General features: G+C 45.9%; 20 protein-coding genes and 1 tRNA gene. 10 read left to right on the forward strand and 11 right to left on the reverse strand.

Annotation, left to right across the window (positions count from 1 at the left end):
* Nucleotides 1-12: 12 nt before the first annotated feature.
* Nucleotides 13-1,698 carry a L,D-transpeptidase family protein gene (locus ABR189_RS28825; protein WP_354663990.1) on the forward strand — a complete coding sequence of 562 codons (1,686 nt, stop codon included), beginning with the start codon at nt 13-15 and terminating at the stop codon, nt 1,696-1,698.
* Nucleotides 1,699-1,752: 54 nt separating this feature from the next.
* On the opposite strand, the gene ABR189_RS28830 is transcribed toward ABR189_RS28825, so the two are convergent.
* The 6 genes from ABR189_RS28830 to icd form a co-directional block, all read right to left on the reverse strand.
* A complete protein-coding gene (locus tag ABR189_RS28830) occupies nt 1,753-3,240 on the reverse strand; it encodes a RagB/SusD family nutrient uptake outer membrane protein (RefSeq protein ID WP_354663991.1) in 1,488 nt (495 codons plus the stop codon).
* 23 nt (nt 3,241-3,263) lie between these two features.
* Nucleotides 3,264-6,596, reverse strand: coding sequence for a SusC/RagA family TonB-linked outer membrane protein (locus ABR189_RS28835; RefSeq protein ID WP_354663992.1), 3,333 nt, complete (start codon nt 6,594-6,596; stop codon nt 3,264-3,266).
* 149 nt (nt 6,597-6,745) lie between these two features.
* Nucleotides 6,746-7,777: a FecR domain-containing protein gene (locus ABR189_RS28840; protein WP_354663993.1), complete on the reverse strand. Its 1,032-nt coding sequence runs from the start codon at nt 7,775-7,777 to the stop codon at nt 6,746-6,748.
* Between the two features lie 50 nt (nt 7,778-7,827).
* Nucleotides 7,828-8,427 (reverse strand): RNA polymerase sigma factor, encoded by a 600-nt coding sequence (locus ABR189_RS28845; protein ID WP_354663994.1) that lies wholly within the window; start codon nt 8,425-8,427, stop codon nt 7,828-7,830.
* A 133-nt stretch (nt 8,428-8,560) separates the two neighbouring features.
* A complete protein-coding gene (locus ABR189_RS28850) occupies nt 8,561-9,790 on the reverse strand; it encodes an NADP-dependent isocitrate dehydrogenase (protein ID WP_354663995.1) in 1,230 nt (409 codons plus the stop codon).
* Nucleotides 9,791-9,993: 203 nt separating this feature from the next.
* A complete protein-coding gene (gene icd / locus ABR189_RS28855; RefSeq protein ID WP_354663996.1) occupies nt 9,994-11,265 on the reverse strand; it encodes an NADP-dependent isocitrate dehydrogenase in 1,272 nt (423 codons plus the stop codon).
* Between the two features lie 206 nt (nt 11,266-11,471).
* Between icd and ABR189_RS28860 the strand changes: the two genes are divergently transcribed.
* From ABR189_RS28860 to ABR189_RS28885, 6 genes are all read left to right on the forward strand, one after another.
* Nucleotides 11,472-12,119, forward strand: a complete 648-nt coding sequence (locus ABR189_RS28860) for an SGNH/GDSL hydrolase family protein (protein WP_354663997.1) — start codon at nt 11,472-11,474, stop codon at nt 12,117-12,119.
* Between the two features lie 85 nt (nt 12,120-12,204).
* Nucleotides 12,205-12,873, forward strand: a complete 669-nt coding sequence (locus ABR189_RS28865; protein WP_354663998.1) for an FAD-binding oxidoreductase — start codon at nt 12,205-12,207, stop codon at nt 12,871-12,873.
* Between the two features lie 235 nt (nt 12,874-13,108).
* Nucleotides 13,109-13,840, forward strand: coding sequence for a LiaF transmembrane domain-containing protein (locus ABR189_RS28870; RefSeq protein ID WP_354663999.1), 732 nt, complete (start codon nt 13,109-13,111; stop codon nt 13,838-13,840).
* 62 nt (nt 13,841-13,902) lie between these two features.
* Nucleotides 13,903-14,256, forward strand: a complete 354-nt coding sequence (locus ABR189_RS28875; RefSeq protein ID WP_354664000.1) for a DUF4288 domain-containing protein — start codon at nt 13,903-13,905, stop codon at nt 14,254-14,256.
* A 20-nt stretch (nt 14,257-14,276) separates the two neighbouring features.
* A complete protein-coding gene (locus ABR189_RS28880; RefSeq protein ID WP_354664001.1) occupies nt 14,277-15,338 on the forward strand; it encodes a sensor histidine kinase in 1,062 nt (353 codons plus the stop codon).
* Entirely contained in the window at nt 15,316-16,056 is a 741-nt protein-coding gene (locus tag ABR189_RS28885) for a LytR/AlgR family response regulator transcription factor (RefSeq protein ID WP_354664002.1), read from the forward strand. Before ABR189_RS28880 ends, ABR189_RS28885 begins: the two co-directional genes overlap by 23 nt.
* 10 nt (nt 16,057-16,066) lie before the next feature.
* Here the strand turns inward: ABR189_RS28885 and ABR189_RS28890 are convergent, their stop codons facing one another.
* Together ABR189_RS28890 and ABR189_RS28895 are read right to left on the reverse strand one after the other, a co-directional pair.
* On the reverse strand, nt 16,067-16,462 hold the full coding sequence (locus ABR189_RS28890; RefSeq protein ID WP_354664003.1) for a thioesterase family protein: 396 nt from the start codon (nt 16,460-16,462) through the stop codon (nt 16,067-16,069).
* An 18-nt stretch (nt 16,463-16,480) separates the two neighbouring features.
* Nucleotides 16,481-18,358, reverse strand: a complete 1,878-nt coding sequence (locus ABR189_RS28895; protein ID WP_354664004.1) for an Nramp family divalent metal transporter — start codon at nt 18,356-18,358, stop codon at nt 16,481-16,483.
* A gap of 115 nt (nt 18,359-18,473) precedes the next feature.
* Between ABR189_RS28895 and ABR189_RS28900 the strand changes: the two genes are divergently transcribed.
* Entirely contained in the window at nt 18,474-19,418 is a 945-nt protein-coding gene (locus ABR189_RS28900) for a hypothetical protein (protein WP_354664005.1), read from the forward strand.
* Between the two features lie 106 nt (nt 19,419-19,524).
* Here the strand turns inward: ABR189_RS28900 and ABR189_RS28905 are convergent, their stop codons facing one another.
* The 3 genes from ABR189_RS28905 to ABR189_RS28915 form a co-directional block, all read right to left on the reverse strand.
* Nucleotides 19,525-20,151, reverse strand: coding sequence for a DinB family protein (locus ABR189_RS28905; RefSeq protein WP_354664006.1), 627 nt, complete (start codon nt 20,149-20,151; stop codon nt 19,525-19,527).
* A 100-nt stretch (nt 20,152-20,251) separates the two neighbouring features.
* Nucleotides 20,252-20,896, reverse strand: a complete 645-nt coding sequence (gene aat / locus ABR189_RS28910) for a leucyl/phenylalanyl-tRNA--protein transferase (protein ID WP_354664007.1) — start codon at nt 20,894-20,896, stop codon at nt 20,252-20,254.
* A gap of 59 nt (nt 20,897-20,955) precedes the next feature.
* Entirely contained in the window at nt 20,956-21,264 is a 309-nt protein-coding gene (locus ABR189_RS28915; protein ID WP_354664008.1) for an ATP-dependent Clp protease adaptor ClpS, read from the reverse strand.
* A gap of 176 nt (nt 21,265-21,440) precedes the next feature.
* Here ABR189_RS28915 and ABR189_RS28920 point away from each other — a divergent pair, with 176 nt between their 5' ends.
* The gene (locus ABR189_RS28920; RefSeq protein WP_354664009.1) at nt 21,441-23,609 is read left to right on the forward strand and encodes a cation:proton antiporter; all 2,169 of its coding nucleotides are present in this window, start codon (nt 21,441-21,443) and stop codon (nt 23,607-23,609) included.
* A 147-nt stretch (nt 23,610-23,756) separates the two neighbouring features.
* Nucleotides 23,757-23,831 (forward strand) — tRNA-Val (locus ABR189_RS28925).
* Nucleotide 23,832 lies beyond the last annotated feature (1 nt).

The raw sequence follows: 23,832 nt of genomic DNA on the forward strand, positions 1-23,832 counted from the left end.
GATTAATTGCAAATGAAGCATCAAATTATTGTAAGTAACTTGTTAAGCGGGCTGGTAGTGTTGTGTTTGTTTGCCTGTGGTCATAAAAAGAGTGCCCCAAAGCAAAAAGTGATTGTCGAGAATATCCGGGACCTGGATGAAGTAGTCAAAGAAAATATTGGAGAACGGTTGTCATTTATTGCGGACAACGGCGGCCTGATGGAGGATAGTGTTCCTGTACTCAGGCTGTCTGCTTTACAGCATTTTTATCAGCAGGGCGGTCAGATGGCCCAGTGGAGTGCGAAGGGAGTGCCTGCCGAAGGTGTTAATGCTATGCTCACCGAGATCCGGGAAGCTATCCAGGTAGGGTTGTTGCCGGATAAGTACCATGCTAAAATGCTGACGGAAGCCCTGCAGCAGGTGCAATCCGACCCCGGTGCACAAAAGGATGCCGCATTATGGGCCCGGGTGGATGTAATGATGTCTGATGCCTTCATGAAAATGGCCACTCATCTTCATTACGGAATCGCTGCCCGGGATAGTATTACCCTGCGTAAAGATTCATTGTATTCGGATACGGTGCTGGTGACTATGTTGCAGCATGCGCTGAAAGAAAAGGATATCTCCGGTGCACTACATGCCCTGGAGCCTGTACATGCCGGATACCTGGCCCTGAAAGAAGGTGTGGCTGCCTTTAAGGAAAAATATGATGGCCATACCTGGGATACCCTGCCACTGAATTATACAGATACTACTGCTTTTAAAGTATTGCTGACCAACCGTCTGGTACAGGGGGGATATGTAGATACTGCAGGTCTTGAAAAAGATGCCGATGGGTTACTAACGGATACGACCCTACTTAAAAAAGGCGTTAAAAAATTTCAGCAGGAGTTTAATATTTATGCGGATGGTATTGCCGGTAAGCGGACGGTAGCCGCACTCAACAGACCGGCAGCAGACTGGCTTATACAGGCAGCAGTGAACATGGAGCGCTGGCGTAAACTGCCGGATAGTATGCCGCGCCAGTATATTATGGTCAATATACCCGGTTATACCATGCAGGTAATAGACAGTGGGGAAGTAAAGATCGCATCCAGGGTAATTGTGGGTACCCCGCGAAACAGAACGCCGGTGCTGAATTCTGTGATGACAAATTTTATCCTGTACCCTTACTGGCGGGTGCCTTACAGCATTGTATTTAAAGAAATGCTGCCTGCCATTAAAAAAGACGTAGGCTACCTGGCACAAAAGAACCTGGAAGTAATAGACCACCATGGCAATGTGGTAGATCCTTATACCATTGACTGGACCAAACTGGGGAAAGGACATTTCCCTTATGTGCTAAGACAGATGGATGGCCTTGATAATTCTCTGGGGATCATGAAATTTAACTTTCAGAATAAATACAGTGTATATCTGCATGATACCAATAACAGGGGCTTATTTAAAAACAGCTTCCGGGCGATGAGCCATGGATGTGTAAGGGTGCAGCAGTGGGATAGTCTTGCAATGTATCTGGTAAGAGAAGACACCGTGCGTCATCCACGCGACAGCATCAAAGCATGGATCAGCAGAGAAGAGAAAAAGCAGGTAAACCTGGCCCGCAGGATTCCGATTTATTTGCGCTATTTCACCGCAGAAGGAAAAGAGGGTACGCTACTATTCCACGATGATATTTACGGAGAAGACAAGATACTGAGAAAGCAGATGGGGTATTAGGAAAATGGCAATAGATGAATTCCCGGAACTGGTGTACAGTTCCGGGAATTTGCATTAATAGCCAGGGTTCTGTACCAGTTTGTTATTCCGGTTCATTTCACTTTGCGGAATGGGCAATAACCACTTATTATTATTCAGGTTGTAGTTGATGGGGGTGCTGCCACCATCACAGGTAAGGATGGTTTCATGCAGGTTGTTCATTACCTGATTCAGTTGATTGGCGCGTATCAGATCTGTCCAGCGTTGTCCTTCAAAAGCCAGTTCCAATCGTCTTTCCTTTAATATCGCCATGCGCAGCGCTTCTTTGGTAGTAGCAGTGATAGGCTCCAGCCCTACCCGGTGGCGGATTGTTTTAACGATTTCTTTGGCAGGTTCCGGCTGATCCAGTTCATTCAGCGCTTCTGCTTTTAAAAGCAGGATATCTCCCAACCGGAAGAGATAGAGATTATCTCCGCTGCTCCAGCCATTAGCATTTTTCCATTTGTAGAGGAATGGAATAGGCCCTGCAGCTGGGCAAGGTTTCCAATGTTCATCAGACCATTCTGCATCTTCAAAAAGTATATTGGCAGCTTTACGAATGGCATCACCTTCATCATCATATGCTTTTACCAGGTCTTTGGAAGGCGTACCATATTTCCGCCAGGAATCTCCCGTAAGAGAAGGGGGGAGGTATAATTGAGGGCCCCAGTTGCTTTGCGGCGTATTGGCGATGAATTGTGTGAGCAAAATACTTTCGTTGTTATCGTAATGTTGCCCATCAAACAACTCAGGGTAAGAGGGATGCAGTTGGTAACCAGCAGGACTGTTGATTACCGCATCACAATATTGCAGCACTTTGTTGTAATCCCTGTCTGCCTTTTGCGCATATACTTTTGCCATCAAAGCGTTGGCAGCTCCTTTGGTGGCTTTGGAAATGCTCAGGGAATGAGATTCGTAGCTGTCGGGCAATTTTGTAAGGGCATCTTCCAGATCAGCAATCACGGCATCATAGATTTCTTTTTCAGTAGCACGTGCCACATTGGAGCTGGCAGGATCTACGGAGCCGAAGCTGGTAATCAGGGGTACGCCTCCGTATTGTTTTACCAGTTCCGAATAAAACAAGGCCCGCAGAAACTTGGCTTCTCCGATAATCTGTTCCCGGCGGCCGCCCTGGTCTAGTTTAGGATCATTGATTTCAGGTATTTTGGCCAGCACCAGGTTAGCCCGCGCTACCCCAAGAAATAATTGTTGCCAGCTGTAGAAAATACGGATGTTGAGGGTAGATACATTTACTGCATCATACTGGTTTACTTCCGCAGCATCTCCACCGGAATAAGCATTATCACTGCGGATATCGCCGAGCAGCACATTGTCCCAGATAAAATACTCCGTGTATAGTACGCTGTAGGCACCCACAAGGGCCGCTTCTATATCGTCTTTGGTATTATAAGCATTACCGGTGGTGGCACTGGATTCCGGTTTCAGGTCCAGGAATTTATTACAGGAACTCAGCAATGATATACTGATAGTGCCACTTAATATGTATAATAATATCTTACGCATAGTCATGTTTTGAATGAGGTGGATCACAAGGAAATATTAAGCCCAAAAATGAATTCCCTTACCTGCGGGTAAGTGTCATAGTCGATGCCCATTGCACCATTCTGTCCGCCGTAAGCACTTACTTCCGGATCGTAGCCGGAGTACTTTTTAAAGGTGTACAGGTTTTCTGCGGTGATATACAGGTTCACTTTTTTGAGGCGGGCACGTTGCAGGAGGCTGGCCGGCAGGTTATAACTCAGGCTCAGTGATTTTACACGCAGGTAAGATCCTTTTTCCACAAAGCGGGTAGAGATAAAAGAATTGGTTACATCATCCGCTGTTGCTTTCGGGATATCTGTTATCTGCCCGCTGGTTTTCCAGCGCCGTAATACGGCGGTAGACTGATTCCTGTAATCAATCATACCCTCTGTTTCTACGCGTGTACCATTGAAAATATCATTGCCCTGTACGCCCTGTACAAACAGGCTTAAGCTCCATCCTTTCCAGTTTACTTCATTCGTAATACCATAGGAGAACTTAGGATTGGCATTACCGATGACGGTTTTATCGCTGTTGTCAATTTCACCATTACCATCCAGGTCTTTGTAAGTCATCATACCTGTTTTAGGATCCACACCGGTAGCAATGTATCCCCAGAAAGTACCTAATGGATATCCTTCTTTGATAATGCTGGTTTCTTCCCTTTGCGGGATACTGCCTACCATCAGGGTTTGTTCACCTATGCTGATCACCTTGTTACGATTGATGGAGAAGTTGACATTGGTATTCCACTTAAAGGCATGCACCAGGTTTTTAGAAGAGAGGGTAAGCTCCACGCCTTTATTTTCCAGTGATCCGATATTTTGCAAGGCACTGGCAAAGCCTGTGGAGGTAGCCACCGGTTTATCAAACAGTAAGTCCCTGGTTTCTTTTTTGTAGGCATCCACAGAAAAGTTAAGGCGGGATTGCAGTACTGCAAGATCTATCCCTATATTTTGCTGGGTAGTACTTTCCCAGCGCAGCCTGGCGTTTTCAGGCGTGGCAGGTGCAGTACCGGATTGCACCACACCTCCCTGCACATAGTTAAATCCTGTGCTCACCTGTCCATACCAGGAGTATTCAGGGATATGGTCATTACCTACTTTTCCCCAACCAAAACGCAGTTTCAGGTCATTGATAGCGGCAACATCTTTAAGAAAGTTTTCCTGCGAAATACGCCATCCGGCAGAAAAGGATGGGAAATATCCCCAGCGGTTATCAGGTCCGAACACGGAAGAGGCATCTGCCCGGAAATTGGCTGTCAGCAGGTATTTGTCGGCATAAGCATAGTTGATCCTGCTGATGAATGCCTGGTTGGCTCTTGCGCTGCGGCTACCGGTAGCTGAGTTAATAACAGAGCCGCCATTTACGGTAGGTACGCTGATACCGGAAAAGTTTTTTGTTTCAATAGCAGAGGCTTCTGCTTTTGTTTTAGAAAAGCTGACACCGGCAAGTGCATCCAGGTGATGTTTACCAAAGGCGGTAGCATAGTTTAAAGTGTTTTCGGACAACCAATATTCATGGTCATTGATGTTCAGATCTGCCAGTCCTTTGTTTACCCTTCCCCAGTCTGTTTTAAAAGGGTCCAGGAAATAATTGTATTTGCTGTTGGAGAAATCAAATCCAAACATGCTTTTGAAGTAGAGAGCAGAAGTGATGTTGGCAATGCCATATACATTTCCGAAGAACCGGGAATTGGTATAGCCATTGGTAGCGCCATCGGTGTAGGCCACCGGATTGTTGAATGACATCCTCAGCGGATTGGCGGTGAAAGTACCATCAGGATTATAGATGCCAATGATGGGAGGGGTGGTAAGCACACTCATGATTACACCACCATGCCCGGAGCCCCTGTTGTCATCGATATTGCGGTCAAACCAACGGGAGTAGGAGAGATTGGTCCCTACTTTTAAAAAGTTGTTTACTTTTTGTTCCAGGTTTACTTTCAGGTTATACCTGTTTACGGAGTTGGTGCGTACCACGCCATCCTGTTTCATCCATCCTCCGGATAAGTAGTAGGTAGTACCTTCATTGCCTCCGCTCATGCTCAGCTGGTAATTCTGCGCATAGGCAGTTCTGAATACTTCCCGGTGCCAGTCGGTATTTTCGGTATACTTGCTCCAATCGGCCACCTGTCCCAGTTCAGTCATCAGTTCTATATACTGGCTTCTGTTGAGCACATCCAGTTTATTGGCCACCCTGGACATGCCACCATATATATTCAGGGAAATCTGCGGCTCATGTTTTTTACCTTTTTTGGTAGTGATAAGCACTACTCCGTTGGCGCCGGAAGCACCGTAAATAGCGGCAGAAGACGCATCTTTCAGGATAGTGATGGTTTCTATATCGTTAGGGTTGAGGTCGAAAGTAGTAGCACTGGGTACGCCGTCCACCACATAGAGCGGTTCACTGTCGGCCGTAATGGAAGTGGTACCGCGTATGTGAATAGAAACGCCTGCCTGGGGTTTACCGGAGAGGCGTACTACTTCTACTCCTGCGGCCTTACCTTCGAGGGAATAGCCGAAATTGGTACCGGGTCTGTTTTCCAGGTCTTTGGAGGTAACCACGCTTACGGCACCTGTCACATCTTTTTTACGCTGGGAGCCGTAACCCATTACAACCACATCATGCAGATTGCTCACGGATGGTTCCAGGGAGATGATCAGGTGGGAGGGCCGGTTGTTGTCCACCGTTACCTGTTGCCCGGCAGCTTTATATCCAAGATGGGTAACCACCAGGCTATATACTCCCGCTGCCAGGTTTTCCAGCCGGAAGGCTCCTTTTGCATTTGTTTTGGTAGCGATAGCGCTGCCTGTGATGGCCACGCTGGCTCCCTCCAGGGGGATGCCTGTATTATCCGTGACAATGCCGGTAATTACTCCGGCAGCCTGGTCACTACCAGCATCAAGCCGGTTCAGTTCCAACAGGCTTAGTTCCTGTGCATCTTTATGAAAAAGCACAATGGTCTGGCCCACCTGTTTGGCTACGAGCGCGGTATGCTGCAGCAGGAGGTCCAGTGTGTTGCTGACGGTGCGGGTACCTTTTTCCAGCGTTACGTTATTGTATTTTTCCACTTCGTCAATAACGTAAGCCACTTTGAAGGAAGAGGCCCGTTCGAGTTTTGCCAGTGCACTTTTCAGTGGTTCACTGTGGCATTCGAGCGTCACTTTTTTTTCATACATGTTTTGCGCTCCACCAGTTTCTGCTTTAAGCAGCAAAGCCGTCAGGATAAATACCAGGAATGATGCGCTCACCCTCATAATAAAACGTGAATTAGCAGATAGAAATGCATGCAGGGGCCATACCTTGCCCGTCGCAAAAAGTCTTGTTTTTTGCATACCTTGCAATAGTTTAAAATGGTTCTCAAATTGTTTTAGACAAGCCCCCTGACAGCCTGCCAGCGAACGGGGGCTTTTTCTTTTACAGAAAAAAAGAGATGTGTTTTACTTAGGCATAACGACCTTTTTTGGTTGATGAATATTGACAATTACCTGGCATGAATAAGTACCGTATTTCCCTGAATGGTATAGGTACATTTGCCCATCGTACATAAAATTTCCATGATCTCATCCAGTGATTCTGTGCCGTCGAACATTACTTTAAACCTGGATTGTTTCAACGTGGTATCCTTAAAACTGATAGTTACATTATAACGTTTGGAGAGTTGTTGTGCAATGACATCAAAAGAGGCGGAGGCAAACAGCATATCCTGCCGTGCCCAGCTGGTACTGGCCATTACGTCGGCAGATTTGTTTTCCGCCTGGCCGGTTAAGGTATTGTATATTACTTCTTTGTTGGCCGTCAGTTCTCCAACCGTACCCTTTTCATTTTCGACTCTTACCTTTCCTTGTTTAACCGTTACGGTGATGTTGTTTTGTCCGGGATATGCACGGATATTAAACGCGGTACCCAGTACGGTGGTCTTTAATTTCCCGGAATGGATAATAAATGGTTGTCCGGCCTGTTGTGCGATATTAAAATAGGCCTCCCCGGAGAGGTGTACCTCTCTGGATGCGGTACCAAATCCGGAGCCATATTCGAGCTTGCTTCCCGCATGCAGGAGTACGGTGCTGCCATCCGGAAGATGCAGCCAGGTATGCGTAGCAGGAGGAGCGGTGTTTTGTACCATAGCCGGTTGGTCCGGGGGAGTGCTGTTAAAACGGTATACCAGGAAGATGACAGCAGTTAATATGGCTGCCGCGGCCAGGCCTGTCCATATTTTTCTGATGTAGCCGGTGTTCCTGGCGGGTGGAGGAGTGGGAATCGCCAGTTGCGCATAAATTTTTTCCCAATCAGCAGCAGTATATACAGCTTCCGGTACTTTTTCTTCCCATATCTTTCCTGTAGCCTGTTTTAGCAAGTCTGCACAGGCGTCCTGGCCCAGGAGCTGGTATAACTCTTCCTGTTCCTCCTGTGAAATGCTGTCTTGTAAGTGCTTATCCAGCAAATACTGCACCCTTGCCATGTTTGCATCCATATACCTGGTTGTTTGCGTGTAGGTGAGGCGCCTGTTTTTCATAACGCTTCTTTAACATGGAGTCAATAAATGGCTGCAACCACTATCCGGGATTAAAAAAAAGTATAAAAAATTTTCAGGAGGAGATAGCCGAGTACCAGACCGGCATTTTTGAGGTAGTGGCGGATAAACTTCAGCGCTTCTCCCAGCTGATTGCTGACGGTGCTGACAGAAATGTTTAACTGTGCTGCTATCTGTTCATGATTCAGCCCCTGTATCCTGCTAAGCTGGTAGATCTGGCGGCGTTTGGGAGGAAGCTGGAGGATGGCCTTGTTAAGTAAGGCATTGCTTTCATTGAGTTGGATACTATCGGCTGTTTCGTAATCGTATTCCTGTTGCTGGCGCAGCAGGTTGTCACGCAATTGCAGTTCTTTGGCCGCTTTTTTAAAATGGCGGCTGATCAGGTTATGGGTGATGGTATAAATATAAGCTTCGGGGTTTTCCACCCCGGCCAGCTGGCTGCGGCTGTTCCAAAGGTTATAACATACTTCCTGGAGAATTTCTTCGCTGATGGTATTGGATTTGGTCAGTTTCAGCGCGAGGTAAAATATTTTGTGCCGGTAGTGGTCATATAGCTGGCGGAAACAGTGTGCATCACCTTCCGAAATCTTTTCGAACCATTCTTTTAGCTGATATTGACTGGAGCCCCTCATATTGATGACACGGGGAAAGGTAGATAAATTATTTCATACCGGAAGGAGATTTTAGCAGCATGGGGGTGGGGTATAAAAAAAGATGGCCCGGCAAATGCGGACCACCTTTTTATCTTAAAAACAATAGTACTTATTATTGCAGTTTTGCTTTCAGCGCGCTGTCCAGTTCCTGCAGGAATTCTTCGGTATACAGGTAATCTTTACCGTGTGTTACCTTGTTGCCATGGATACAAACGGCCAGATCCTTGGTCATTTTACCACTTTCCACTGTTTCGATACAAACCTGTTCCAGTGCATGGCAGAAGTTGATCAGGGCCTGGTTGTTATCCAGCTTTCCACGGAATTCCAGACCGCGGGTCCATGCAAAGATGGAAGCGATAGGATTGGTAGAAGTAGGTTTACCAGCCTGGTGATCACGGTAGTGACGGGTAACGGTACCATGTGCCGCTTCTGCTTCCATGGTTTTACCATCTGGTGTGATCAGGGTAGAGGTCATCAAGCCCAGGGAGCCAAAACCTTGCGCTACGGTATCAGATTGTACATCGCCATCGTAGTTCTTACAAGCCCATACAAAGTTACCATTCCATTTCAGGGCGCTCGCCACCATGTCATCAATAAGACGGTGCTCGTAGGTTAAGCCGTTTTTCTCAAACTCAGCTTTAAACTCCTGTTGGTAGATTTCTTCAAAAATATCTTTAAAACGGCCATCGTATTTTTTCAGGATGGTGTTTTTGGTACTCAGGTATAAAGGCCATTTTTTCATCAGGGCCTGATTAAAGCACGCACGGGCAAATCCTTTGATAGATTCGTCTGTGTTGTACATCGCCAGGGCTACGCCGTCGCCTTTGAAGTTATATACTTCATGTTCGATTACTTCTCCGTTTTCGCCTTCAAACTTAATGGTGAGTTTACCTTTTCCTTTGGTCACGAAATCGGTAGCACGGTATTGGTCACCAAATGCATGACGGCCTATACAGATAGGAGCAGTCCAGTTGGGTACCAGACGAGGTACATTTTTCATTACAATAGGCTCACGGAAAACAGTACCATCCAGGATGTTACGGATAGTACCATTGGGTGATTTCCACATTTGTTTTAAGCTAAACTCTTTTACGCGTTCTTCGTCCGGAGTGATCGTTGCACATTTGATACCTACGCCGTATTGTTTAATGGCATTAGCAGCATCAATGGTTACCTGATCATTGGTTGCATCACGGTGTTCTACACCCAGGTCAAAATATTTAATATCTACGTCCAGGTAAGGAAGTATCAGTTTGTCCTTTATGAATTTCCAGATGATCCGTGTCATCTCATCTCCATCCAGTTCTACAACCGGATTAACGACTTTGATTTTTTCAGCCATTTCAGGTGTTTTAAAATTTTAATTTTGAATCACAACAACTATTCAAGCAAATATCCCTTAGGGGGAAATAATCTCGAAATATACGAATAGTGTATTTAAAACACAAATTCAGACTGTTAATTCCTTAAAACACGAATTCCAAACCCCTTTTCTGATCGGCAGAACCTGGTGTTTGGAATCCATGATATATTTTTAAAAATTTACTAGTGTTGCATTTGTTTGATCACCTCATCGGCAAACTCACTGGTTTTAACCAGGGTGGCATCGTCCATCAGGTTGTAGAAGTCGATGGTAACCCTTTTGCGCATAATAGCGGTGCTAAGCCCATGTACAATGATATTGGCAGCTTCTTTCCAGCCCATGTATTCCAGCATCATTACCCCGCTCAGAATTACGGAAGAAGGGTTCATGGTATTGGTATTGGCAAAGCGGGGAGCAGTACCATGCGTAGCCTCAAATACTGCGTGTCCGGTCATGTAGTTGATATTTGCACCAGGTGCAATACCGATACCGCCTACCGCTGCCGCCAGTGCATCGGAAATATAGTCACCATTAAGGTTCAGGGTAGCTACCACGGAATATTCCTGCGGAGCCAGAAGGATCTGCTGCAGGAAGTTGTCTGCAATCACATCCTTGATGAGGAGCTTGTTATGCGCCAGGGCAATCTTCATCTCCTGGTTAGCTGCTTCTTCTCCCTGTTCTTTCTTGGTTTTTTCCCACTGTTCCCAGGTATATACCTGATCGCCAAATTCCCTGGCAGCCAGTTCATATCCCCAGTTCTTAAAGCCGCCTTCCGTGAATTTCATGATATTCCCTTTGTGCACCAGGCTTACAGAAGGACGTTTGTGTTCCAGTGCATATAAGATAGCTGCACGGATCAGTCTTTCAGAGCCTTCTTTAGATACGGGTTTGATACCGAGGGAAGAAGTTTCCGGGAAACGTATTTTGGTAACCCCCATTTCATGCTGAAGGAAATCAAGGAGCTTTTTAGCCTCGGGAGTACCGTACATGTATTCTATACCCGCATAGATATCTTCTGTGTTTTCACGGAAAATAACCATGTCTACTTTTTCCGGGTGTTTTACCGGGGAAGGTACTTTATTAAACCAGCGTACCGGTCTTACACAGGCGTAGAGGTCCAGTTCCTGACGCATAGCTACGTTCAGGGAGCGAATACCACCACCTACCGGTGTTGATAAAGGACCTTTAATGGATACCAGGTATTGCTTTAAAGCGTCGAGGGTGGGTTTGGGCAGCCATTCGCCGGTTTCTTTAAAGGCTTTTTCACCTGCCAGCACTTCTTTCCATGCTATTTTTCTTTCCTGCCCATAGGCTTTTTCCACTGCAGCGTCAAAAACACGTACACTGGCGCGCCAGATGTCCGGGCCTATGCCATCGCCTTCTATAAATGGAATAATGGGGTGATTCGGGACCTTCAACTGGCCATCAATCATTAAGATGCTTTCTGCCGGCATAAAACAGTTTCTTTATGCGTTACGTAAATATTTTACCGAGCGCAAAGTTAACGCATTTCACTTTCAGTTGACGGACAGCTGGCTACAATTAACAATTCCTGTGAGGACATATTTGTAAGTATTATCATGAACTGTTTTTGCCCATGTTAAGATTAATGTTATTTTGCTGTATACTGATATCAGGTTGCAAAAAGAAAGCTACAGCTATGGTTACAGGTCCTGTTATTACTACAGATACTGCATATGATGATTATACTTATCTGGCGCTCGGGGATAGTTATACAATAGGGGAAAGTGTACCTGAAACGGCTCGTTTTCCGGAACAGGCGGTACAATTGCTGCGGGCAGCCCATATCCGGATAGCAGCGCCGCGCATTGTAGCTACTACCGGGTGGACCACAGACGAGCTGCAGGCAGGTATCACAACGGCTAATATCCAGGGTAGCTACGATGTGGTCACCTTACTGATAGGGGTGAATGACCAGTACCGTGGACGGCCGGTAGCGGAATACCGGCCATTATTTACCGCCTTGCTGCAACAGGCCATCGGATTTGCCGGCGGTCATGCGGAAAGGGTGGTGGTGATATCCATACCTGACTGGGGCGTAACCCCTTATGCCAGCGGGCGCAACCGGCAGCAGATTGCTGCGGAAATTGATGCTTATAATGTGGCTAACAAAGCCATTACTGCCAGCATGGGAGCGGCTTACCTCGATATTACCCCTGGTTCCCGCAAAGCGGCTACGGATACTTCCCTGATAGCGGAGGATGGGTTACATCCTTCCGGTAAGGCATATACTATATGGGCCAAAGCACTGTTGCCTCTGCTGAAAAAAGCATTAGGGAAGCAATAAGTGGTGAATGCGCTCATTTAATACTGCAACTATTTCCCTTTTCAACAGATTATGCGTAAATTCAGCGGCTAGAAAAACCTAAACCATGGAGTACCATATCGTAAAAATCCTATCCGTAGAAAAGGTTACGCATGACGTAAGACGATTTAAAGTAGAAAAGCCGGCAGGTTATACCTTCACGCCGGGGCAGGCCACAGAAGTATCGCTTGTTAAAAAGGGATGGGAAGAAGAACGCCGTCCTTTCACTTTTACCGGGCTGAATGACTGGGATCACCTGGAGTTTACCATCAAAATTTATGATGAACATAACAGTGTTACACACGCGCTGGGGCAATTGCAGGCAGGCGATGAGATTATGTTGCATGATGTATGGGGGGCCATTCATTATAAAGGACCAGGTGTTTTTATAGCGGGAGGAGCTGGTGTAACGCCGTTCATCGCCATCTTCCGGCAGCTGCAAAAGGATGGCAATCTGGCTGGTAACAAATTGCTGTTTTCCAATAAAACCAAAGCTGATATTATCCTGGAAGCGGAATTCCGGGGGATGCTCGGTACTGATTTTATTAATACCCTTACTAAGGAAGCAGTACCTGGATATGATCACCGGGTGATAGATGAAAGTTACCTGCGTGAAAAAGTGGACCGCTTTGACCAGCAGTTTTATATCTGCGGTCCCGATCCTATGGTACAGCAATTAAAAGAAATACTGGTGCGCCTGGCAGGTAATGAATCCCTGGTTACTGTAGAGGTCTGATGTATTTTAATAATAACCTTTTGGCATCGCTCCAGCGGATGCGGCGCTTTTGTTTGTCCCGGACAGTTACCCCTGACTTTACCATATTTACCGCAGTTACCACCGGTGAACAATAGATGGCCGCTATTTTCACCGGTATTTTCCTGCCATTTACCGGAAGTAATTGATTTTTAGCCTAAATGGGCTTGAAGGAGCGGTGTGGCAGCACTAGATTTGTATTCATAAATTAAAAAACATGGAAAACATAGATAAAAAGGACTTTAAGCGCAAAAGGAATGGTAACTGGGGAGGCATTGTACTGATTGTGGTAGGTGTGTTCCTGTTGCTGGGCCGCATGAATCTTGCTATCCCTGCCTGGGCAAAGTCCTGGCAAATGCTGCTGATCATCATAGGTGTATTGGTAGGTGCGAAGCATAAGTTCCGCGGTGGAGGCTGGGTGATTATGATTATAGTAGGCGCCATTTTTATGGTACGGGATTTTGCAACGCTTCCTTTTAATTCCTCCCAGTTTGTGTGGCCGGCATTACTGATAGCACTGGGTATATTTATGTTGTTTAAAAAGAGCTGTGAATACAAGGGGCAGGGACATAAGTTCAAGGTGCAAGAGGGGACCAGCAATGAGGATACTGTGAATTCTATAGTGGTATTCAGTGGAGAAAGCAAGATCATTCTTTCCAAGAATTTTAAAGGCGGCAAGATCACCGCTGTTTTCGGAGGATCGGATATCAACCTGATGCAGGCCGATTTTAATGGTACCGTGGAGATAGATGTACAGGCTGTATTTGGAGGAACAGAAATTGTAGTGCCTTCCAATTGGACAGTACGCGTAGATATCAGTCCCATCTTTGGCGGAGTGGAAGACAACCGGCCACTGGAGCTGATGAAAGCCAACTCTTCTCCGGAGAAGATACTGGTATTGAAAGGTACCTGCGTATTTGGCGGGATTGAGATCAAAAGTTATGCTTAATCATTCCCGGGTCTAATTTTAACCATATCATTATTTCATCCAACTTTTTAAATCTATATTATATGCATTGGTTTGTTGCGAAAGTAGTTTACCAGATTATTTGCGGAAATGGTAATCACATGCCACAGTTCGACGAGCAGTTACGTTTGATCAGTGCTATCAATAAACAGGAAGCACTACGCAAAGCAAAGGAAATAGGGGTACAGGAGCAATATGCTTTCAGGAATCAGAAGCAGGAGCTGGTGGAGTGGAAGTTTATCAATGTGCCGGAAGTATATACACTGGACCAGCTTACGGATGGGATGGAATTGTACTCCCGTATTGAGGAGCCCAACAATGCCAGTTCTTATCTGGCCTGGTTGCAGATGAAGTCTGCAGAGTTACAGGAACAAAAGAGTGTTGAGCTCAGCGCATAATTATTAAAAATTAACCGGTATTGGCCAGGCAACCATTTTCAGATCTACCCATACGCTGGATGTTCTTCTACACATTCAGCATTGTGCTGCTTATCAACGCAGCATTGCTGTATTATGGGTTTGATTTTTCCGTGGAGCTATCGTTGACAGATGCGGCTATACATACTTTTTTATTAGTAGTAGCCACTGTGGCGATCATTTATAATCTGAAATATTACCGGCCGCCGGAATGGAAGTATCTATATGTGCTGATGCTGAGTGTCAGCTTGTCGATTGCCTGGGCTTGCGCAGCTTCCAATATAAGTGCCCCGGTATTTCCGGAGGATCATAATTATGACAGCTGGCTGAACAGCGCACTACCGGTGCGGATGATCATCGGTGGATTGTTTTTGACAGGGGTAGGGATGAGGTGCCTGCTGTGGTATGATATAGCCGCCCAACGGGAGGAGCTGGAAAGAAAAGATACGGCAGAGAAAATGTCGAAGGAAGCCGAATTGTATAAGCTGCGTCAGCAACTGCAACCGCATTTTTTGTTTAACAGTTTAAATTCTATCAATGCCCTGATCACTCTACGTCCGCAACAGGCCCGTGAAATGGTACTGAAGTTGTCTGATTTTCTGCGGGGTTCCTTAAAGCGGGAGGATGAGCAATGGATCTCTTTACCGGAAGAACTGCAATACCTGGAATGGTATCTGGATATTGAGAAAGTTCGTTTTGGACACCGCTTATCCACCAACGTTGTTTCGGGGGAAGATGCCAGGCAGCTGTTTATTCCGCCCATGCTGTTGCAGCCGGTGGTGGAAAATGCAATCAAATACGGATTGTATGATACTACAGAGGCGATTACCATCAGCATAAAAGCCTGGACAAAAGAGGATATGCTTTATATAGAAGTACAGAATCCATTTGATGTAGCTTTGCAACAGCCTAATAAAGGAACAGGGTTTGGATTAACTTCTATTTCACGGAGATTATACTTGTTATTTGGCCGGCAGGACCTGCTGGAAACAACCATTTCGGGGAATATTTATACCACGCTAATTAAAGTACCGCAAACAAATGATAAAAGCAATCATAATTGATGACGAACCACTGGCCAGGGAAGTTGTGAAAGAGTACCTGCAGGGGCATGAAGGGATTCAGCTGGTCACGGAATGTAATGATGGATTTGAAGGATTGAAAGCCATTCAGCAGCATCAGCCTGATATTATATTTCTGGACATACAAATGCCCAAGATCAACGGGTTTGAAATGCTGGAGCTGGTAGAAGAAATGCCTGCCGTCATTTTTACTACTGCTTTCGAAGAGCATGCTATCCGCGCATTTGAAGTAAATGCGGTAGATTATTTATTAAAACCTTTTTCAAAAGACCGGTTTGATAAGGCGGTACAAAAATGGATGGAACGGCGTAGTGCGGCTACCTTGCCAGAAACATCCCCTTTGCTGGAAACAGCCGCCTCCTCACCTGTACAACGCAACCGGGTGGTGGTAAAAATAAATGGTAAGATAAAGATCATCCCGGTGCAGGATATTCACTACCTGGAAGCAGCAGATGATTATGTGAAGATTGTTACGCAGGAAGGTACTTTCCTGAAAAACAAGACCATGTCATTTTTTGAGCAAACACTGGACCCGCAACAGTTTACCAGGGTACACCGTTCTTACATCCTGAACATTAACCAGGTAACACGTATTGACCCGTATGAAAAGGAAAACCACCTGGCTATTTTACGTTGCGGCGCTAAAATACTGGTGAGTAAAACAGGTTATCCGAGGTTGAAAAGTGCGTTGGGGTTATGATGTAGTATAGTTATTCTGCTGGATGATCGAATAGTTGCTGCAGCCGTGCTTTTTTCAATATTTTTTGTCCTTGTTGTCCCCGGGCGATTATCCGGTTTCCTACCCTTGCTTCGTAGTTACAAATGATTTCATTCTTTTGAAGACCTGTAATGGTAGCTGTAAAGTGCACGCTTGCACCCACGATGGCAGGCAACAGGTGGGTGACGGTGATCATGGTGCCTATCCCTTCTTCATCCACGTCTTTCATTTCCAGTACAAATAGCCGGCAGCACCATTCGGCATCCCTGGCCAGGGCAAAGGTAGCATATACAGGATGTACCTGCCCGCTTTCAAAAGTGGCACAGTCTTCGGGTTTTACGATCCGGGTAAATTGTCGGGTGCTGCCTATGTTAAAACAGTGTTTCATACGTTGGGTGCCTGTTTGTTATTGTACCACCAGTACGGGTACTTTTACATGGTGTCTTACCTGGTTGGCAGTTTCACCATAGATCCAGTCTTTGATACCGGTATGGCCGTGTCCGCCCAGTACCAGGAAATCTGCTTTTTCTGCTTTTACGATACGGACAATTTCTTTAGCCCGGTGTTTATAGCCCAGTACCCCTTTAGCCCGGATGTTTTTACCCGCCAGTAATGTGATGTAAGTATCCAGCTGCTCCTGGTCTTTACGTGTTTCCAGGTCATCAGAAGCTGCGCCGAAGTACCGGGCAGACGCACTTTCCACAATATGGATCAGCAGGTATTCTGTTTGTTCATTACCATGTGCAATCGCGTTGGCAATGATATTTTCATCCTGCTTGCTGAAGTCCAGCGCCATGGCAATACGATAATAAACCGGCGCTTCCATGGTACCCAGTGACACCTGTGAAGGGTGGATGGCCGCAGAAGCTTTTTGCTGATAACGGCTGAGTAGCGGATAAACAATGGTAATGAGCAGGAGTATAACAAAGCCGAGGCCCCCTGCAATCAGCAGGGCACCTACCCACAGGTTGCCTGATTGGGTGATGTAGGTAGCCACTTCAGCATATACCATACGCAAATTTAGGTATACCAGCACGGTTGTCACTATCCAGCTCATTACTTTTACGATCGGTTTGATAGCATAGTCACCCATCGTTTTTTTATCACTTACAAAATGAATGAGGGGGATTACGGCAAAGCCCAGTTGCATGCTCAGCAGCACCTGGCTGAATACCAGCAGTTCACCTACTTTTTCATCACCGGCAATCAATATGGTCAGTAATGCAGGAATAATCGCCAGCAGGCGGGTAATCAGGCGTCTTAGCCAGGGATTGATCCGCAGGCGCAGATAACCTTCCATTACAATTTGTCCGGCAAGCGTACCGGTTACGGTGGAGCTTTGTCCCGCTGCGATCAGTGCCACCGCAAAAAGAATGGGCGCTAACTTGCTGCCCAGTAATTTTTCCAGCAGCTGGTGCGCATCCTGGATTTCGGCAATATGGGTATTACCGGATTTAAAGAACACGGTAGCTGCCAGGATCAGGATGGCCGCATTTACCAGGAAGGCCAGGTTCAGGGCAATGGTACTATCAATGAAATTAAGTTTCAACGCTTGTTTGATGCCCTTTTCATCCCGCTGGATTTTGCGGGTTTGTACCAGTGCGGAATGCAGGTAAAGGTTGTGTGGCATTACCGTAGCCCCAATAATGCCAATAGCGATATATAAGGCGGTGTCATTGGGGATGGAGGGGATAAAGCCTTTGACTACTTCGCCCATATCGGGTTTGGCTAATACCAGTTCGCTGAGGAAGGAGAGGCCAACAATAGCCACCAGGCTAATGATGAAAGCCTCCATTTTACGGATACCATAGCGTTGGAGGACCAGCAGAATAAAGGTGTCGAACACGGTGATACTCACCCCCCATATCAGGGGGAGGCCGGTAAGCAGTTGTATACCGATGGCCATACCCAGCACTTCCGCCAGGTCGGTAGCTGCGATGGCAATTTCTGCGAGGATATACAGGATGAAATTGACCGGAGCGGGATATGTTTCCCGGTTGGCCTGTGCCAGATCCCGTCCGCGTACGATACCCAGCCGGGCGCTCAGGCTTTGCAGCAGTAAAGCCATCAGGTTGCTCATGAGCAATACCCACAGGAGCTTATAACCAAACTGGCTGCCGCCGGCCAGGTCCGTAGCCCAGTTGCCCGGATCCATATATCCTACACTCACCAGGTAAGCAGGGCCGAAAAACGCCAGTAATTTTTTCCAGCGCGACCTGCTGGTGGTATCTACACTTTGATGAACTTCGCTGAGTGAGGTATGCGGCTGATGCGGGTGGCTCATAAACGTTAAATCTAAAGAAATTCTCAAAACATTTATGGCATCCGGTATGTTTTTTGATAAAAAGCGTCTTCATATAAAAATTATATATAACTTTTCGCCCTGAATCTTTTGTGTAATGAATCGGTTTTTGATTATTCTTCTGACCATTGGTCTTTTATCAGCTTGCAAGTCTAAAGAGAAAGGCAACGGTAATGCCGACGCGCCGCTCACCTTTGAAGATTTTCAGGCATTTTTTAAAGAGGCCCCTTTGCCTTATAAGCTCACGCCGGAAACACTACAGGCCAACATCCCCGATTCGCTTAGCCTGGATAAAAAAGTGATCCAGCAGTTTTTAACGGATACCCTGACCAAAGGGGATTTTCCTAAAGCTACCCCGCTGAAATATTATCCGTTACAACAACTCCAGGGGGCAGACATGCGCTATTTTCTGGTAAAAGTAAAGGGAGGGAATACCGCGAATGCTTATCTATGTTTTACGGATAAAAAAGGTAAATACCTGAATCAGATGCTGGTAGGCAAAGTAGGAGGTACCGGAGCGGAAACGGTTTCTTTTTCACTGGACAGAAAATATGTCGTGAAAATAAGTACGGAGAAAAAATTAAATGCTTCCCGTACTGCTTTGAAGGAAGATTTTTATACCACCAATGCGGATGGTTCGACAGCCCTGATCATGACCAATTCCAATGAGCCCGCCATATCCGGGCAGCTATTCAATCCTATCGATACATTGCCACGCAAGCATAAGCTTTCCGGTGATTATATGGCCGGAGATATGAATCTTGTTGCTATCCGGGATGGGGTAGAACCTAAGACCTTTCAGTTCTTTATCACCTTTTACAAGGCTAATGGCAGTTGCAGAGGAGAATTAAGTGGGATCGGACATTATACCAGTGCTAATAGAGGTGAGTATAAGGATAAGGAATCTTCCTGCGGGATTGCTTTCCAGTTTTCCGGATCCAGGGTAAGCATCCAGGAAATAGGAGGATGTGGCGCTTTCCGGAGTGTAAAATGTTTCTTTGAAGGAGCCTTTGTGAAGAAAAAGGCAGAGAAGAAAAAGTAGTACTATTGTTTCAACAATACAAAGCCCGTAAAGTTTATAAGGACTTTACGGGCTTTTTTATAAGGGGTTTCATGAATTGTTGTACGTGGACTGTGCCTGCATTTTTTTATTGCAATGCATCTTTAGGATAAGCCGGATCAGTTTTGATTTCTTCTATTTGCTGTGTATGCCTGGCACTGTGATTAGCCATCATCAGTAAAAACTGATAGGCATCCACAGGAGGCATATTAGGAGTGATCAGCACATGATTGCGCAGATCGTCCTGTGTAACTTTAATCTCTTCGATGATCCGGTTCCGTTGGTCAGTAAAAGCCTGGATCTCTTCTGCTGTAGTAGCATAAGTACCCTTGGGAATGGCAAACTCCGGCGCTTTGGCTTTATGGCTGCGGTCATTCATTCTTTTGATAATATCTTCATCGGTAGCGGTGATCTCCTTTCTTTTTTCCGGATTGGGTGCTTCCTTTACCAGTTTTTGTTCCATGTCATACATCCCTTTTTCGGCCAGGATGATATGTTCCAGGCATTCATTAATGGACCAGCGGTCCTGGGCAGGTTTGAATTTTAGCTGGGCATCTGTAAGCCCTTCCAGGCTTTTCAGCAGCTGGTCCCTGGTTTGCTGAAACTGATTTACTAAAAACTCCCTTTCATCAATATGGATACTGGTGCGGCTGGGGAGGATGGAAAATGCCGACAACATGATGGCTGTGAATAACAGCATACCTACTTTTTTCATCGTGTTAAATTTTAGATCGGTGGATAATTGGGGAATGGGAACAGAAGTTACTGAATTTTCGCGAAGGTATAAAGCCTTAGTTCCTAACTGGAAAGTGCATTTAAAGATGCTGGCGGAGCAGGTTTAAAAAGTCTTCTCTGGTAATAAAACGGGCACCCAGGGAAGCCAGGTGAGGGGTATGTACCTGGCAGTCTATCACTGCTATTTTTTCCTGTATGCAGGTATGGACAAAGGTGATAAAGGCAGCTTTGGAGGCATTGCTGACTTTGGAAAACATGGATTCTCCAAAAAAGCAATGGCCTATCCTGATCCCGTAAAAGCCACCTACCAGTTCATTATCCTGCCAGCACTCTACCGAAGTAGCATAACCTGCCTGATGGAGCCGGAGATAAGCTTCCTGCATTTGGGCTGTGATCCAGGTACCATCCTGATGGGCGCGGGGAATGGTGCTGCAATGACTGATAACCCCTTTAAAGTCCTGGTTGACAGTGATGTTGAAAACCTGTTTTTTCAGTACCTGTTTCATACTGGCAGATACTTTTAGCTCCTGGGGGAATAATACAAAACGGGGGTCGGGGCTCCACCAAAGGATAGGATCTTCATTAAACCAGGGAAATATACCGGAGCGATATGCCAGCAGGAGCCTGTCTACAGAAAGATCTCCGCCTACCGCCAGTAAGCCATCCGGATCGGCCAGATAAGCAGGAGGGAATACGAGTTCCCGGGTAAGAGAGAATACAGACATGCAGGTGAGGTTATAAATGTGCCAGGTGGTAGTGGTAATGGCAATAATGCCGTTTCTGATCAGCTTTGCACGGCTTCTTCAATAGTGGCACTGAGGCCCCTGTCGAGCAGGGCATCGCATAAAGGGCGTAATTTGATAAATTCACCCTGTTTTACCGCATATTTGCCATTGTAGTGGATGATCATGGCGCATTGTTCTGCCTGTTCATTGGTATGGCCACATACTTCTATAAGAGAGGCAATCACCCATTCAAAAGTATTCACCTCATCATTCCACACAATAAGACTGAACGGAAACTGCTCATCTTCAGCGGTGAGAACATCCTCCCATTCTTTTGTAAATACTCCTGTTTGTGTATGCTGGCTCATTTTTTGAAACAAACTTTATGCAAAATTAAGATGTTTATTCGTTAATTTATCTAAGATTCATGGTTTCACTTTAATTTATGCTTCATCTGATAAAAGATGAAAATTTGTAAGTTGCAGTGGTAAAGATGTTTGGTGAGCAGGAGGAGGATCGTCGGATTTGAAGTAAAAATATTGTTATGATGAACGCATTGAATGGCTCGGTTTTATTATTAGATGTGAGTTTGCCATTAAAAGACCCTATTCCTATTTTTTCACTGGTGCTGTTTATCATACTGCTGGCACCTATTATTTTGCGTAAGTTCCGCATTCCCAGTATTATAGGGCTGATACTGGCAGGTATGGCCATTGGAGAGCATGGATTTGAAATCATTAGTAAGGGAAGTATAGACCTGTTTGGAAAGGCAGGGTTGCTGTATATCATGTTTCTGGCTGGTTTGGAGCTGGATATGACGGAGTTCCGGAAAAACAAGCACCGCAGCCTGGTATTTGGCGCTTTTACCTTTTTTATCCCCCTGATCCTCGGGTATTTTGTGTGTACCTACCTCCTTCATTTTAATTTTATGGCTACTTTGCTGATTTCCAGCATGTTTGCCACACATACACTGGTCGCTTATCCGCTGGCCAGCCGGTTAGGGATTACTAAAAATGAAGCGGTTACGGTAGCCGTTGGCGGTACCATTATAACAGATACCGCCGTGTTACTGATCCTGGCAGTGATTACCGGGGCTACCACCGGCCATCTTGATACTACCTTTTGGGTAAGGCTGGGTGTTTCCCTGACGGTATTTGCCGTGATCATCCTTTGGTTGATGCCTATGCTGGGCCGCTGGTTTTTTAAGAAGATCAAGGATGATAAAACATCACATTTCGTTTTTGTGATGGCACTGGTTTTCTCAGCAGCCTTCCTGGCAGAGCTGGCAGGAGTAGAAGGAATTATCGGGGCCTTCCTGGCCGGGCTGGCATTGAACCAGCTGATCCCGCATACTTCTCCCTTGATGAACCGGATTGAATTTACCGGTAATGCCTTGTTTATACCTTTTTTCCTGATCAGTGTAGGGATGCTGGTAGACCTGCGGGTATTGCTAAAAGGGCCGGAAGCTTTGATTATTGCGGGTTCTTTGACTGCAATGGCCTTGTTCAGCAAATGGCTGGCTGCCTTTTTTACCCAGCTGTCATTCAAATACACCCCAACCCAGCGTAATGTGATCTTCGGGCTAAGCAGCGCACATGCCGCTGCTACTATTGCGGTGATCCTCATTGGATATAATATGGGACTGGTGGATGAGCATGTATTGAATGGTACTGTGGTGCTGATCCTGATCACTTGTATGGTGGGCTCTTTTGTAACAGAGAATGCAGGCCGTAAGCTGGCCATTGAAGAAACTTCCCGTAAGCCCGAATTACCGGATGTAGCGGAAAGGATCCTGGTGCCGATCTCCAATCCCAACCGTTTGGAATGGTTACTTGATTTTGCGGTGATGATCAAGGATGTGCACACGGAAACACCAATTTACCCGCTGGCAGTGGTACAGGATGATGATGAAGCTAAAGAAAAGGTACACCTGACCAATAAGATGATGGAAGCGGCAGTGATCCATGCTGCGGCAACAGAAAGCAAGGTGCAGGTGGTGACACGGGTAGACCTGAACGTATCGGATGGCATTGCGCGCGCCGCCAAGGAACTGCAGATCACAGATGTGGTATTGGGGTGGACAGATAAAACCAGTACTACTGACCGTTTGTTTGGGTCTATTTTTGGTACCACACTGGACAACGTACTGCAAAGTGTATGGGAAACCGTATACGTTTGTGACTTCCATTATCCGTTGAGCACCACCAAAAAGATGGTCCTTATCCTGCCCAAGAACACACAATATGAAATAGGCTTCTTTCATTACCTCCAAAAGATGGTCATGCTGGCTAAGCAGGCCGGCGCAAGGCTGTTGGTTTGTTGTAATGAGAAAACAGAAGAGGTGGTGAGTGCTTTTATAGAACAATCAAAAGTAAGCGTGGAGCTCACCTTTAAGTCGTTTGAAAATGTGGAAGATTTCCTGGTATTGTCCCGCGAAATTACACGTAATGATTTGCTGGTAGTGGTGACTGCCCGTAGAAGCACCTTGTCGTATAATGCTTACCTGGAAAGTATACCTGCCAAGTTAAGCCGTCATTTCAGAGAAAATAATGTGATTCTGTTGTACCCCGAACAAACAGCCATTGATTTTATTGAATCCGGTTTACAACCCGAGGATCTAACGCTGGCGCCTATACAGGAACAACTGGCTAATCTGAATAAATTAGGAAAGGCGGTGAAGCGTATCTTTAAGAACCCACGCAATGATCAATAAACGTATTCCTGTGCCGGAACAGGCTTCCGGCACAGGAATACGACTGAATTTAATAAAGCGTTGAAAAAAAATTTGGTGAAATAAAAATAGTTTATACCTTTGCAATCCCGTCAGACGAAAGGTTTGACCGGAAGAAATAAAAACAATGGGAGTTTAGCTCAGCTGGTTCAGAGCATCTGCCTTACAAGCAGAGGGTCACTGGTTCGAATCCAGTAACTCCCAC

This window comes from Chitinophaga sp. H8, assembly GCF_040567655.1.
Lineage (GTDB): Bacteria > Bacteroidota > Bacteroidia > Chitinophagales > Chitinophagaceae > Chitinophaga > Chitinophaga defluvii.